The 14,617-nt window shown below is 36.1% G+C and carries 15 protein-coding genes; 10 read left to right on the top strand and 5 right to left on the bottom strand.

What is annotated here, in order from left to right:
- Window positions 1-153 precede the first annotated feature (153 nt).
- The gene (locus MKX66_RS05885) at window positions 154-1,269 is read left to right on the top strand and encodes an HD domain-containing protein (protein WP_002142103.1); all 1,116 of its coding nucleotides are present in this window, start codon (window positions 154-156) and stop codon (window positions 1,267-1,269) included.
- Window positions 1,270-1,305: 36 nt separating this feature from the next.
- The gene (locus MKX66_RS05890; protein ID WP_002142101.1) at window positions 1,306-1,803 is read left to right on the top strand and encodes a GNAT family N-acetyltransferase; all 498 of its coding nucleotides are present in this window, start codon (window positions 1,306-1,308) and stop codon (window positions 1,801-1,803) included.
- Between the two features lie 35 nt (window positions 1,804-1,838).
- On the opposite strand, the gene MKX66_RS05895 is transcribed toward MKX66_RS05890, so the two are convergent.
- Window positions 1,839-2,603 carry a DUF1836 domain-containing protein gene (locus MKX66_RS05895; protein ID WP_341085778.1) on the bottom strand — a complete coding sequence of 255 codons (765 nt, stop codon included), beginning with the start codon at window positions 2,601-2,603 and terminating at the stop codon, window positions 1,839-1,841.
- 257 nt (window positions 2,604-2,860) lie between these two features.
- On the opposite strand from MKX66_RS05895, the gene MKX66_RS05900 reads away from it, so the two are divergent.
- Together MKX66_RS05900 and MKX66_RS05905 are read left to right on the top strand one after the other, a co-directional pair.
- Entirely contained in the window at window positions 2,861-3,310 is a 450-nt protein-coding gene (locus MKX66_RS05900; RefSeq protein ID WP_002032604.1) for a hypothetical protein, read from the top strand.
- Window positions 3,298-3,606: a YxcD family protein gene (locus MKX66_RS05905; protein WP_002127770.1), complete on the top strand. Its 309-nt coding sequence runs from the start codon at window positions 3,298-3,300 to the stop codon at window positions 3,604-3,606. The genes MKX66_RS05900 and MKX66_RS05905 overlap by 13 nt, the downstream gene beginning before the upstream one ends.
- A 24-nt stretch (window positions 3,607-3,630) precedes the next feature.
- Here MKX66_RS05905 and MKX66_RS05910 read toward each other — a convergent pair whose 3' ends face one another.
- The 4 genes from MKX66_RS05910 to MKX66_RS05925 all read right to left on the bottom strand — a co-directional run bounded on the left by MKX66_RS05910 (window position 3,631) and on the right by MKX66_RS05925 (window position 7,199).
- Window positions 3,631-4,866, bottom strand: a complete 1,236-nt coding sequence (locus MKX66_RS05910) for an NAD(P)/FAD-dependent oxidoreductase (RefSeq protein WP_341085779.1) — start codon at window positions 4,864-4,866, stop codon at window positions 3,631-3,633.
- Entirely contained in the window at window positions 4,863-5,195 is a 333-nt protein-coding gene (locus tag MKX66_RS05915; RefSeq protein WP_341085780.1) for a (2Fe-2S)-binding protein, read from the bottom strand. Before MKX66_RS05915 ends, MKX66_RS05910 begins: the two co-directional genes overlap by 4 nt.
- The gene (locus MKX66_RS05920; protein WP_341085781.1) at window positions 5,192-5,464 is read right to left on the bottom strand and encodes a (2Fe-2S)-binding protein; all 273 of its coding nucleotides are present in this window, start codon (window positions 5,462-5,464) and stop codon (window positions 5,192-5,194) included. The genes MKX66_RS05915 and MKX66_RS05920 overlap by 4 nt, the downstream gene beginning before the upstream one ends.
- Window positions 5,465-5,537: 73 nt before the next feature.
- The gene (locus MKX66_RS05925) at window positions 5,538-7,199 is read right to left on the bottom strand and encodes a sigma-54 interaction domain-containing protein (protein WP_215589762.1); all 1,662 of its coding nucleotides are present in this window, start codon (window positions 7,197-7,199) and stop codon (window positions 5,538-5,540) included.
- Between the two features lie 182 nt (window positions 7,200-7,381).
- On the opposite strand from MKX66_RS05925, the gene MKX66_RS05930 reads away from it, so the two are divergent.
- The 6 genes from MKX66_RS05930 to MKX66_RS05955 all read left to right on the top strand — a co-directional run bounded on the left by MKX66_RS05930 (window position 7,382) and on the right by MKX66_RS05955 (window position 14,574).
- A complete protein-coding gene (locus MKX66_RS05930) occupies window positions 7,382-8,557 on the top strand; it encodes an NAD(P)/FAD-dependent oxidoreductase (protein WP_002032609.1) in 1,176 nt (391 codons plus the stop codon).
- Window positions 8,554-9,591 carry a proline racemase family protein gene (locus tag MKX66_RS05935; RefSeq protein ID WP_078185957.1) on the top strand — a complete coding sequence of 346 codons (1,038 nt, stop codon included), beginning with the start codon at window positions 8,554-8,556 and terminating at the stop codon, window positions 9,589-9,591. The genes MKX66_RS05930 and MKX66_RS05935 overlap by 4 nt, the downstream gene beginning before the upstream one ends.
- Window positions 9,588-10,529, top strand: a complete 942-nt coding sequence (locus MKX66_RS05940) for a proline racemase family protein (protein WP_002142093.1) — start codon at window positions 9,588-9,590, stop codon at window positions 10,527-10,529. Before MKX66_RS05935 ends, MKX66_RS05940 begins: the two co-directional genes overlap by 4 nt.
- A gap of 22 nt (window positions 10,530-10,551) precedes the next feature.
- Window positions 10,552-11,448 (top strand): 4-hydroxy-tetrahydrodipicolinate synthase, encoded by an 897-nt coding sequence (gene dapA / locus MKX66_RS05945; RefSeq protein WP_002189875.1) that lies wholly within the window; start codon window positions 10,552-10,554, stop codon window positions 11,446-11,448.
- 18 nt (window positions 11,449-11,466) lie between these two features.
- Window positions 11,467-12,951 (top strand): aldehyde dehydrogenase family protein, encoded by a 1,485-nt coding sequence (locus tag MKX66_RS05950; protein ID WP_098168337.1) that lies wholly within the window; start codon window positions 11,467-11,469, stop codon window positions 12,949-12,951.
- A gap of 132 nt (window positions 12,952-13,083) precedes the next feature.
- On the top strand, window positions 13,084-14,574 hold the full coding sequence (locus tag MKX66_RS05955; RefSeq protein WP_002189873.1) for an alanine/glycine:cation symporter family protein: 1,491 nt from the start codon (window positions 13,084-13,086) through the stop codon (window positions 14,572-14,574).
- The last annotated feature ends 43 nt before the right edge of the window (window positions 14,575-14,617 follow it).

A 14,617-nucleotide genomic window follows, 5' to 3' on the forward strand; every position in this document is an offset into this window, starting at 1 on the left:
AAGTATTATAGTAAAGGATATAAGCCATGTTTTCATGAAGAGATAATGAAAAGATTATTAAAAATTTCTCATATTTAAAGAGAATGAAAGGATTAGTAGACTGAAAATTTTGTATAATGATGTAAGTGTTGAATTTACAAAGGGGGAGAAGTTATGCGTTTTACAGATCCTATTTACGGATCAATTACTATTCAAGATAGAGATATTATACGATTGATCGATACTAAAGCGTTTCGAAGGTTGGCCCATATTAAACAACAAGGACATACATATTTTTTACACGAGAACGCAATACATACGAGGAACGAACATTCAATAGGTGTATATGTACTAGTTAATAAAGTGATAGAACATCTTACGGAGATTGGTGACATTCATTTGTCAGAATATGAGCGAAAGTTAGTATCTACTGTAGCCCTTCTACACGATGTTGGACACGGTCCATATTCGCATTGCTTTCAGAAAATATCTGGAGAGGATCACGGGGATTGGACTGTTCGAATTATTCAAGAGGATGATGAAATACGCACAATTTTAAATAAGACTTCCGGATTATTAGAAGATGTAACGAAAGGTTTATCAGAAGATGGAGTTTTTCCGATTATAGATGAGCTATTATTTAATTCACTAGGAATGGATCAATTAGATTTTTGGAATAGAGATTTATATTATTCATCGCTTGAGTTAGAAGGTATTGAGATAAAAGAACTAATTGCCAGTATGCGTTTTATAGATGGAAAGCTTGTTATTGAAGAAACGGGAATACCTTTTATTGAACAGCTAATTAAGATGAAAAAAGAGCTTTATAATAATGGGTTTGGTCATCCGTTTGTAGTAGGTAAAGATTTATTGTTACAAAGCATTTTTAAAAAGATAGAAGAGAAAAAACTGTCGTTTTATACTCTGGAGTTACAAAATTTCTTTCGTAAAGTAGAGAAATTAGAAGTGAAGGGCTTTCTTCCATTGCAGGATGAAATGATTGCTAATGAAATAAAGTACCTTGCAAAATCAAATCATTTAGAAATAGCATCATTAATTCAGCTTTATTCTTCAACATCCAAAAGCTTAGCATTTGAAAAAGGGCTAGAAGGTGATTTTAACGAAGAAAATAACAAATTAGCGATAATAACTGAGAAAAAGGCTTACAGTTCATATGTAGGTGGTATTTATGTTTATAGAAATGGTCAGTTAGAAGATATAATAGAACGATCATTTTACATTCGGGACATTGTGAATTTGCCAAAAAAAGAATATGCGTATTCAATTTAATTGACCAAGTAATTCGAAATTGGATGGGGTGAAAATATGTATTGGCATGAGCGTTTATTAGAAATGGATGACTTACCAATTATATTAGAGTGGTATAATGACGAAGAATTACATAACATAGCGGACGTGAAACTATTCAAACGATATACAATAGAAGAACTTCAAAAGTATTGGACAGAAAAACTGTCTCGATCTTATGCAAGTTATCATGTGATCGTAGTAGAGGATGAAGTAATAGGGAGAGTTGGATTAAAAAAGAAGAGAAATGACGATATATATGTGATGGAGTACTCAATATTGATTGGCGTCTCAAATTTATATTCAAAAGGGCTTGGAACAGAGATTACAAATTATTTTATCGCTAAATCATTTTTAGACCCTGATATACAAGCGGTTGTATTGCAAGTTAGGGAAGATAATAAGAGGGCAATGCGATGCTATGAGAAAGCAGGGTTCAAAAAAATTGAATCATATGTAGAGAATCAGTTGAAAATGTATGAGATGCAAAGAGTTAAGGAGTGCAAAATAGTATAGAAATTAAAAAATAGGAGCAAATCTGCTCCTATTTTTTACGGTTTCACTTCTAAATTTTGTAAAAATAAAGTTGCTGTTACGTAACGTTTCGCTAACATTTGTACATATGCGGTATGTACAGAAAGGGTGGCGATAATAATGGCGTTACGAATTGCTTCGCGTTGTTCGTTATTAATTTGATTGAACTTACTTGCTATTTTATCAGCTCTTTCTTTCACGATATTTTCAATTGTATGGATTGTGTCTGTTGCATTTAATTGTAAGCAATTCCCTTGATTGAGTTCTTCAAATAGAGAAGAGTATGCTCCGTACAAATGAACAGGATTGATTAAGTCATCACTTCGATCGGCTGGGTCATTTACGATAAGACGTAATAGCTTACGAATAGATTCAAAATCAAGCGCTGTTTTTAAATCTTCGACAATGAATAGTAATGCTGCTTGTTCGATTGAGTATTTTTTCCCTTTTTGAGGGGAGCCAATCATTTCTTTTATATCTCGTTTCACCCAGTTTTGCATAGCAGTTACAGAGAAACTCGTGTTTTCAATCTGATTGCCAAGCGCAACTATTTCATTTAAAGAAAAACCGACATCCGTATCGTCAATTTTAATCAATTTTTCAAAAATAGGTGAAAGTGCGGTTGTAATAAAAGCAGTAACGCTTTGTCCGCTTTCAATATCTTTTTTATGTGACTTTGCCCAAGCTTCTTGTAAAATGCCGAGAGGCTTCTTCGTATTCCATCCTCTTAGTGATAGAAGGAGCGTTGCCATTTCGTTTCGTGTGAGATGAAATGTTTCCATCTTTTCACCTCCAAAATTATAAAAAGTTCTTATGAACTTATAATATGTTTTGTTTCATTTAAAGTCAATTCCGTTTTGCTTAATTTTTCCTATGTCATGAAATTGTCGTAAGTAAATAATGCTTGCATATTTCGACAAAAGTTCATATAATAAGTTCATAAGAACCTTTAAAATGGTTTTAAAACAAATCTATCATTCTGAATTTACTAGAAAGGTAGATTTCACATATATCTATATAAAAGGAGAATGGATATAATATGTTGAAAAAACTTGTAGCAGTAATGACAGCATTCATGGTTATCTTTGGGGCTAGTAGCTTTATGTTCGTAGATCATGCGGCAGCGAAAAGTTACAAATCTGGTAAAAAATCATATACACCAAGTTCAGGTCAAAAGTCAAAAGTTGATTTAAACAAAAAAGATTCTAATGTGAATTCACAAAAAACGACAACTGATTCAAAAACAAAAGCAACAAACACAGCGCCAAAAAGTAATAAAGGTGGCTTTATGAAAGGCTTATTACTAGGTGGTCTTGGTGGTTTACTAATGGGCAGCTTATTTGCAAATATGGGAGCACTTGGTTCTGTATTAGCGTTTATGGTAAATATGTTAGTAATGGCTGGTATCGTAATGTTAGCAGTTCGTGCATTTAAATACTTCAAAGATCAACGTAAGAAAAAGGCAGATGAAGTAGCATGGAAACAATAAAAATTTCTGAACAAGAACTTATAAATGCGCTTTGCGTATATATCGCTGAAAAAAGACAAGTTGGTCCAGAAGAAGTTTCAGTTGAACTAATGTATGATGATGACTACGGTTTCTCTGCAGAAGTAGAGGTAAATGGTCGCCAGCAAATTTTAATTCAAGCAAACTTAATCGAAGCACTACGCTTGTTGCTTGATCGAGAATACAACGTCAATTCATTTGCAGCAAGATTGCAACTTGAATTAGATGATGAAGAAGGCATTTACGCATTAGCGAAATTTAATAACTCGGACGAGTAGTGAAAAGAGCTGTTGAGAGTAATCTCAGCAGCTCTTTTTAGTATGTGCATATGTAGAAGAATAATCACGCCAAAGTTCATTCATCTTCCGTCTACCAACATCAATCATGGGGTTAAATTGAATCGCTGCTTTTTGACGAACAGAGTGAACGTTTTGAATTGCTTGTTGTAATTGTTGGTCGACTACGTCAAGTTTCTCACTTGCATGTTTAGCGATAGATAGACCTGCAACTGTTCCTTGCACCATCGCGATTTTTCCGCTTTCAATTCCGGTAATATTTCCAGCTACAAATAAACCTGGAAGAGGGGTTTCCATTTCTTCTGAATGAAGTGGAACATGTCCGCCTAATTCTGGAATGTAATAGAAAGGGCATCCTGCTACAGCGGCAAGCTCAGCAAGCGGATATAAACCTCCGGCTATACAAACGAAGTCAGCCTCATATATCTTTTCTGATCCATTAATAATATTTCCTTTAGAATCAATGTTAGCAACACGAACACCTTCAACTTGTTCCGCTCCGATAATCTCAAGTGCAGCTTTACGAAGATGAAGCGGCGTCCCGTTTATTTTCATGCCGCTATTTGGATAAAATGTTAATCCAGCTTTTCGAATCCAATCATATTTCATAAAACGGCTACCTATACGTAGGAAGGGAGATGGGGCGAGGTGAGCCGCATTTAAGAGTGAGTTTAAAACTTCTTCTGGTTCACCGGCCTTTTGGCTTAATTCGCTTTTTTCAGGGAGTACAATATGATCCACTGTGATTCCAGCTAATTGCAATTCGTTTAAAATGGCGAATGACAAAATATTAGCACCGATAATGATTCCTTTTTTACCAACTTGAACGCGGTGAACATTTGTCATAACTTGAGCTGCTCCAATTGACATAACTCCTGGAAGTGTCCATCCAGGAAGGGGAATGGAATACTCAGCAGCCCCAGTAGCAATTAGTACGAACGGTGCTTCTAGCGTCCCGATATTTGTATGCACGAACCAAGACCTCTCATCTTCATCTAAGTTATATACGGAAACACCGCACCGAATATCGACTGAAAGGGATTTTGCTTCTTCATGAAGGCGCTTTGATTCTTCTATTCCGTTCCACCATTCCCCAGTAGGCTCTTGATGCAACTGACCTAACAATCTCCCGCCCGGCTTCATAAATTCATCAATAACAAGTACGTTAAGTCCAAAATGGGCACAAGAGATAGACGCTGATAATCCTGCTGGTCCTGCGCCAATAATAATTACATCGATCATCGCTTTTTCACCATCTCTCTCACGATATTCGGATGCTGTTTTCCACTTTCAACAACCATATTGTCTTCTACAACTGTTAAGCATGCTCGTACGTTCGATTGATTATTTACTGTCACGCGGCATTCTGAACAATGCCCGATATTACAATAAATACCTCGCGGAGTTCCGCTATCTTCATGCACTCTTAACGTTCTTATTCCGTTTGCAAGTAGAGCGGCCGCTATCGTTTCATGTTCATATGCTTCGTATTGTTGACCGTTAAATTGAAAAGTGATGTGCTGATTATTATTTAAACTACCTAAAATAGGGTGATGTGTAATTCTACTCATTGATTGTCACCTACCGCTCCAAAAGTAACAGCACGCACTGGCGGTTGATATTTTAATGGAATTTTATTTTGGGATATGTTAGGATTCGCATTTTCTACCATTCGTTCTATCGTCATTCTACATGTTCTACCGCCGCAAAAACCCATACCAGCACGTGTTCTTAGTTTTAGCTCACGAGCTGAGCAATTATATTCAGCAATTGTCGATTGAAGTTGTCCGTATGTAACTTCTTCACAACGACAAACAATTAAGTTCTCTTTATTCGTCATATGTATTCCTCCTCTAGTTCGGTTTACACAAATTATTATGCAAAAACTATGCCAATATAGAGGAGGAGAGGGATTATTGTAACCCCAGTCTTTTTAAACGATTATATAAAGTGGCTCTTGTTACGCCAAGTTGTTTCGCACATTCTAATTTATTACCATCTAAAATGCGTAAAGCTCTTTCAATTACCTTTTTCTCGTGCTCATCCATTTCTTCTTGTAAAGAAAGAATCGTATTATTGTTGCTGAGTAATAGGGATTGAGCTGTATGATTGTCTAAAGTTTCATTTGTATGAAATGGTAAATATTCTTGTTTAATAATGCCGTCTGTCGCAAATACGACGAGTCTTTCAACTACGTTTCGGAGCTCGCGAATATTACCAGGCCAATTGTAATGAAGTAGTTCATGCATAATATTTGAAGGTAAGTCTCGAATAGGCCTGTTATAGTTTATTGAAAAATCGTTTAAAAAGGAGTACGTCAATTCGATAATATCCTCTCGTCTTTCGCGCAGCGGTGGAATAAGCAAGCTAACTACATTTAAGCGATAGTATAAATCTTCTCGGAAAGTTCCTTTTCTCATTTCTTCTTGTAAATCACGGTTTGTAGCAGCGATAATGCGGAAATCAATATTGATTTCTTTTTCTCCACCAACTCGGTAATACTTTCGTTCCTGCAGTACACGCAAAAGTTTCACTTGCATATCGAGCGGCATTTCGCCTATTTCATCGAGGAATAAAGTACCGCCTTGTGCAAGTTCTATTTTACCTTTCTTACCTTTACTATTTGCACCAGAAAACGCCCCGCGCTCGTAACCAAATAATTCACTTTCAAATAACGCTTCTGGGATTGCGCCGCAGTTAATTGAAATGAAAGGGGCATTTGCTGTCTCACTTGCTTCATGAATTGCTTTCGCAAACACTTCTTTTCCAACTCCGCTTTCTCCGAGTATTAAAACCGTGGATTTCACTGAACAAACCTTTCTAGCTAATTGAATCGTTCTTTGTATAACAGGGCTTTTTCCATTCATCGCAAGGAAAGGATCGGATGTATCTTTATATTTTGCTACTTCTTGTTCTAAACGGTGCATTTCATGCGACATATTAAATAGTTTTTCATTTAATACGACTTGATTTGTAACATCCGTTTCTGAAACGACTGCTCCAATAATTTTATCGTTGCAATAAACTGGGTTTGAATTAATTAATACGAACAAATCTGGACGTGGCTGATGGAACTGAGCAATTATGCTTTTTCCGTCATGTAATGATTGCAGAATTTCTAAATCTTTATAATCAAAAAAACGGGTGATGGGTTGTCCGATAATTTCATTATGGTTCACTGAAAAAATCTTTTCAGCGCCATCTGTCCAAGTACGAACGCATTCTTTATCGTCGATGACTGTAACAGAAGAATCAGACGTTTGAATAACAGTGTTATAAAAAGCTAGTAGTTCATTGTAATACTTATAAAGAAAAGGAATCATTTGCTGAGCAGTTATACAGCATAAAGGCTCTTGATTTTCTTTAATGATGACAACGGCTAGTTCATGAGAAAATGCGTCGATTAAAGTAGTGAAAGATTCATCTTCATATATAACTGCGCACCTCCATTCCTCAGTAGGTGAATGGAGGTAATAAAATTTTTCACCTACCTGTGTCATGCGCTTAACGATACTTGTACAATCAATTGACAAAATTTTTATTAACTCTTTTATTGTTGGGAATGAAAATGCCATATTGCCCTCCTATTATGTATAAAAATTTAGACAGTGATAAAAAAATAATACACCTATTTACGATAAATTTAAAATATTTTTACAAATAAAAATTATTTCATATAAATAGTTCTGTATGTAGAGTTGGCACACCAATTGCATAAATAGAAAGTGAGAGATTTAGGAGAAAGGAGGGGTGCTATGTGAGACACTGTGACGTTTTAATAATAGGCGGTGGTATTATAGGATGTTCTATCGCTTATTACACATCAAAATACGGAAGAGACGTAACAATCATTGAAAAAGGGGAGTTTGTCAGTGGAACGTCTTCACGGTGTGACGGGAACATTTTGGCGATTGATAAAGACCCAGGGTTTGATAGTCAAATGTCGTTAGTAAGTCAAAATTTAGTAACTGAATTAAGTGAAGAATTGGAGCACTCATTTGAATATAGAGCGCCAGGAAGCATTCTCGTTTGTGAATCAGACGAAGAGATGGAGGCAGCGCAGCAATGGGTAAATCGTCAAAAAGAGGTTGGTTTACCATTTCGAATGCTTGATAGGCAAGATATAAAAGAAGAATCACCATTTTTTGCAGATGATTTATTAGGCGGTTTAGAATGTGCAACGGATTCAACTGTAAATCCATATCTTCTTGCTTTTTCACTTCTTGCAGAATCGAAGAAATTTGGTACAAAAGCTTTTAATCATACAGAAGTTAAAGAAGTGAAAAGAGATATAGACGGTTCCTTTATTGTAGAAACAACAAATGGAACGTTTACTGCGAAGCAAGTTGTGAACGCAGCCGGTGTGTGGGCTCCTAAAATCGGACAGATGTTAGATGTGAATATCCCAATTGAACCGAGAAAGGGACATATTATTGTAGCTTCAAGGCAACAACACGTTGGCTGCCGTAAAGTAATGGAATTTGGTTATTTAATTTCTAAATTTGGTGGAAAACGAAAAGTGGATGCTTTAACTGAAAAGTATGGGGTGGCACTTGTATTTGAACCGACAGAAAGCCAAAATTTTTTAATTGGTAGTAGTAGAGAGTTTGTAGGTTTTCATACGAAGATAAATAACGAGGTTATTAAATGTATTGCGAATAGAGCAATTCGTTTTTATCCAAAAATGGCAGATATGATGGTGATTCGTTCATATGCTGGATTACGCCCGTGGACAGAAGATCATTTGCCGATAATTTCACGAGTGGAACATATTCCGAACTACTTTATAGCAGCAGGACATGAAGGTGATGGAATTAGTCTTGCGGCAGTTACTGGGAAAGTGATTGAAGAGTTATTAAATGAAAAAGAAACAATCATTCCTATTGAACCACTTCGTTTGAGTCGTTTTACAGAAAGGGTGTTAAACGGATGAGGTCACAAAGAGTCTTTACGACGATTGATACACATACCGGCGGGAATCCAACGAGGACATTAATTAGCGGACTTCCTAAGTTAATTGGAGAGACGATGGCAGAGAAGATGTTACATATGAAAAGAGAGTATGACTGGATTCGGAAATTGTTAATGAATGAACCTCGTGGTCATGATGTAATGTCAGGGGCATTATTAACAGATCCATGTCATCCTGAAGCTGATATAGGTGTTATATACATAGAGACAGGTGGATATTTGCCGATGTGTGGCCACGATACAATCGGTGTATGTACAGCTTTAGTTGAATCAGGTTTAATTCCAGTAATTGAACCGGTTACTTCTTTAAAGCTAGATACACCAGCTGGCTTAGTTGAAGTAGATATTTCTGTTCAAGATGGGAAAGCGAAAGAAGTCTCCTTCTGTAACATACCAGCTTTTTTACTGAAAAATATTTCTGTACACGTCGAAGAAATTGGAACTGTAGAGGCTGATATTGCGTATGGAGGGAATTTTTATGCCATTATCGATGCGAAGTCAGTAGGTTTAGAGTTAGTACCAGAAAACGCATCTACAATCATTGATAAGGCGATTCATATTAGAAATACAATTAATGAGAAGTTTGAAATCATTCATCCAGAGTATTCGTTTATAAGAGGATTAACACATGTTGAATTTTATACAGATCCTACTCATGAAAGTGCGCATGTGAAAAATACAGTTGTTGTTCCGCCAGGAGGAATTGATCGATCTCCATGCGGCACAGGAACATCAGCGAAGTTAGCTGTATTATATGCTCATAAAAAAATTGATATCGATGAAGAATTTGTTCATGAGAGTATTGTAGGTTCTTTATTTAAAGGGTGTGTTATGAATACAACATATGTAGAAAATATTGAAGCTGTAGTAACGAAAATTACGGGATCAGCTTGGCTTATGGGTATGCATAGATTTTTTTACAATGAAAAGGATCCACTTAAAGAAGGATTTTTGCTAATTCCGCCGATGGAACATGAAACGGAGGATGTAAAATGAACATTCAAAAAATGTATACAGCAGTAGACGTACACGTAAATGGCGAGGCATTTCGTGTAATGAAAGACGTACCATGTAAATACTACTACAGTTTGGAGCAATTAAACGAACAATTTTCAGGTGAATTAGCAGAAGAAATGAAGCTTTTATTAAATGAACCACGTGGTTTTATCGGTTTAAATGGATGTATTGTCGTTCCTTCTATTCATAATGAAGTGGATGCAGCTGTATTGTTTTTTAATCATGAAGGATCCATTCCTCTTCATTACGGAGGCATTGTCGCAGTAATAACGATGTTACTAGAAAGCGGGTATTTAAAAAAGAGAGAGTCTAATCAATACAAAATCGAAACGCTATCTGGCATATTTTCAGTGAATGCATATGTAGAGAATGATGAAGTTGTATCTGTTTCGTTTGAAAGCAAACTATGTTATATGATTGAGAAAAATTTAAAGGTTGGTAATATAAGTTACTCTCTCATACAGGCAGATAAAGTATATGCAGTTGTAGAAAAGGATACGTATTCGCCAGAAATCAGTATTGAAAACATCTCTAAATTAAAAAAATGGGGTGAAGCTACACTTCAAGCTATACAAAAACAGTCATTAATAAAAAGACTTATTTTAGTAGATTCTATGCAAAAAGAAAAGAACCATATAAAGTCGATTACATTTCATGAAGATAACTTTATAGTACGTTCACCAGGTTTTGTTTCTACTATTGTGTCTTATGTTCATACATTATTTAAAAATGATTATATAGCGGATAAACCTTTTAAAAATGAAAGTATTTTTAATAGCTTTATAACAGTAGAAAAAGTGAAGAAAGAAGAACTCGGATACATTTTTCGATTTGAAAGTAGAGGGTTTATTACAGGTATGCAAACATTTATATTAGATCCTACTGATCCGTTTCCAACAGGTTTCTTATTAAAATAATATGTTAAAGGGAGAGATAAAGATGCAAAAAATTAAAGGGGCATTTCCAGTATTAATAACACCGATGGATGAATTTCAAGAGATTGATTGGAAAGGCGTAAAACAAAACGTAAACTACTTTATTGAGCAAAAGGTAGCTGGAATTATTATTAATGGAAGTACAGGGGAATTTGTTAGTTTATCAAAAGAAGAACGATTTAACATGGTAGAAACAGTATTAAAAGAAGTTGATGGCCGTATTCCTGTCATTGTTGGAACTGCTGCAGAGACGACGAAAGAAACGATTGAATATACGAAACATGCAGAAGCGCACGGAGCGGATTGCGCATTAATTATAAACTCTTACTATTGTAAACCGAAGGAAGAGGAGATTTATTTTCATTTTAAAGAAATCTCAAACGCTGTAAATATACCAATTATGCTATACAATAACCCATTTACTTCTGGTGTTGATATGAGCACAGAGTTAATGCTCCGTATTGGAAAAGAGTGTGAAAATGTTACACATATTAAAGAATCTAGCGGAGATATTCGAAAAGCGAGAGATTTAGTAAGACAAGGTGAAGGTGCTTTCCAAGTCTTCTGCGGATCTGAAGATTTAGTTATGGAATCTTATTTAGTTGGTGCATCGGGATGGGTTTCAGTAGCCGGAAATATCGTTCCAGGACTCGTTACGAAAATGTATGAGCATTTTCAAAATGGTGAATTAGAAAAAGCGTGGGAAATGAACGATGCTATTTTACCTCTTTGTGAGTTTCTTGAAGGGTCAGGAAAGTATGTGCAAATCGTTAAACGTTCAATGGAATTACATGGGCAAGTCGGAGGACCTTCACGTTATCCGAGATTAGGATTAACTGAAGAAGAAGATCAAAAGCTTCAAACGATTTTATCAGAAATTGCGGCTCATGCAGCTGTTTAAATAAGGAGGAGAGTATATATGTTAACGACAAACATTGAGCTGAAACCAAAAGTGAAAGCGTTTTTAAATGAAGAAATTAAAATGTTCATTAATGGTGAATTTGTTTCTTCAATAAGTGGGAAGACATTTGAAACATACAATCCAGCGACAGAAGATGTTCTAGCAGTCGTATGTGAAGCGCAAGAAGAGGATATTGATGTCGCAGTAAAAGCGGCAAGATTTGCTTTTGAATCAGGCCCGTGGGCAGAGATGACTACTGCTGAAAGAGCACACCTTATTTATAAATTAGCAGATTTAATTGAAGAGCATAGAGAAGAATTAGCACAGCTGGAAGCTTTAGATAATGGAAAACCATATCAAGTAGCACTTGATGATGATATTTCAGCGACTGTAGAAAATTACCGCTATTACGCGGGATGGGCTACAAAAATTATTGGGCAAACCATTCCAATTTCAAAAGATTATTTAAATTACACACGCCATGAACCGGTTGGCGTTGTAGGTCAAATTATCCCGTGGAATTTTCCGCTCGTTATGTCTTCTTGGAAAATGGGAGCCGCTCTTGCGACGGGTTGTACGATTGTATTAAAACCAGCAGAGCAAACACCTTTATCTTTACTATATACAGCGAAGCTTTTTAAAGAAGCTGGTTTTCCAAACGGTGTCGTAAACTTTGTACCAGGTTTCGGTCCTGAAGCAGGATCGGCAATTGTAAACCATCATGATATTGATAAAGTAGCTTTCACAGGTTCAACAGTTACAGGGAAATATATTATGCGTCAATCTGCAGAAACAATTAAACATGTAACGTTAGAACTTGGTGGTAAATCACCAAACATCATTTTAGAAGATGCTGACTTAGAAGAAGCGATTAACGGTGCGTTCCAAGGTATTATGTATAATCATGGTCAAAATTGTAGTGCAGGCTCTCGCGTGTTTGTCCACCGAAAACATTATGAAACAGTCGTAAATGAACTTGTAAAAATGGCGAATGACGTGAAGCTAGGGGCAGGTATGGAGGCGGAAACTGAAATGGGACCGCTCGTATCTAAAAAACAACAAGAGCGTGTGCTAAATTACATTGAACAAGGAAAAGCTGAAGGTGCTACTGTTGCAGCTGGTGGTAAACGTGCATTTGAAAAAGGTTATTTTGTACAGCCAACAGTATTCACAAATGTTACAGACGATATGACAATCGTTAAGGAAGAAATTTTCGGACCAGTTGTCGTTGTACTCCCGTTCGATTCGACAGAAGAAGTAATTGAAAGAGCAAATCGCTCGTCTTACGGGCTTGCTGCGGGCGTATGGACACAAAATATTAAAACCGGACATCAAGTTGCCAATAAATTAAAGGCAGGAACAGTGTGGATTAATGATTATAACTTAGAAAATGCAGCTGCACCATTTGGTGGATATAAGCAATCTGGTATCGGACGTGAATTAGGTTCATACGCCCTTGATAACTATACAGAAGTGAAAAGTGTTTGGGTAAATATAAAGTAATAGAGAGTCTAACTGTTAATAAATAGAGGGATGAAATAATGAGAGATGCGGACAACTGGAAGGTTTAATAATAGTTGTCCGTTTTCTTATATATAAAATTGCTTTTTCAAAAGAATTATAAGGGGGATTTGGATGGAGCAGTTAGTAGAATGGTTAGTAGGGCAAGTTTGGAGTATTGGTTTAGTTGTTTTCGCATTAGGAGCAGGAGTGTATTTCACAATTGCAACTCGTTTTTTACAAATTCGCTATTTTAAGGAGATGATTAAACTATTATTTGAAGGGAAGAGCTCGGAGACTGGGATATCATCCTTTCAAGCATTTTGTTTGGCGTTATCAGGTAGGGTTGGAATTGGTAATATCGCAGGAGTAGCGACAGCTATCGCTTTCGGCGGACCTGGAGCTGTATTTTGGATGTGGGTGATGGCATTATTAGGAGCAGCTAGTGCATTTATTGAATCAACATTAGCACAAGTATATAAAAGTAAAGTAGGCAATGAATACCGTGGTGGTACGCCATATTTCATTGAGAAAGGCTTGAAAATGAAATGGTTTGCGGTCATTGTAGCGGTCGTTGTAACACTATCATATGGCGTTTTATTACCAGGTATTCAATCGAGTAGTATCGCAGTTGGATTTGAAAATTCTAATGGTATTAGCAAATATATAACTGGTATATTGTTAGTCGTATTATTAGCAGCTATCATTTTTGGTGGCGTAAAGAGAATTGCGGGCGTTTCTCAAATGCTAGTTCCATTTATGGCAATTGGTTATGTAATTGTTACATGTATCGTATTAATTGCGAATGTAACGGAAATTCCAAGTATGTTTGCTTTAATTTTCTCAAGTGCTTTTGGTGTAAATGAAATGTTTGGCGGCATCGTCGGCGCAGCTATTGCATGGGGAGTAAAGCGTGCTGTATTTTCAAACGTCGCTGGTGTTGGGGAAGCGACATATAGCTCCGCTGCTGCTGAAGTATCTCATCCTGCAAAACAAGGGCTAGTTCAAGCGTTTTCTGTATATATTGATACAATTGTAGTATGTACAGCGACAGCTCTTATGATATTAATAACAGGTATGTATAATGTAATACCTGAAGGGAAAAGCGCTATTGTAAAGAATATGGGAAATGTAGATGCAGGTCCAATCTATACACAACAAGCAGTTGAAACTGTTATGACAGGATTTGGTCCATTATTTATTTCAATCGCAATCTTCTTTTTTGCATTTACAACTTTACTCGCGTACTACTATATCGCTGAAACGACACTCACTTATTTAGATCGTGACCTCAAATATAGCTGGTTAAAACCAGTTTTGAAAATTGGGTTTTTAATTATGGTTTACATCGGTAGCGTAGAATCAGCGTCGCTATTATGGAACCTTGGAGATTTAGGAATCGGTAGTATGGCATGGTTAAACTTAATCGCGATTCTATTATTAAGTAAAACGGCATTAAAAGTGTTAAAAGACTATGAAACGCAGAAAAAAGAAGGGAAAGATCCAGTGTTTGATCCTAAAAATGTGGGAATTGAAGGTTTAACATTTTGGGAAGAAAGAAATAAAGAGGTTGAAAGGAAAAATTCTAAAGAAAAAGTGTCAGTAGATAATGGGCTGAAACTGTAGATGTGCAAATTTAAAAGTAAAATAAACTGAAAATTCATTCTAT

It is taken from the genome of Bacillus sp. FSL R9-9530, assembly GCF_038008145.1.
GTDB classification, from domain to species: Bacteria; Bacillota; Bacilli; order Bacillales; family Bacillaceae_G; genus Bacillus_A; species Bacillus_A mycoides.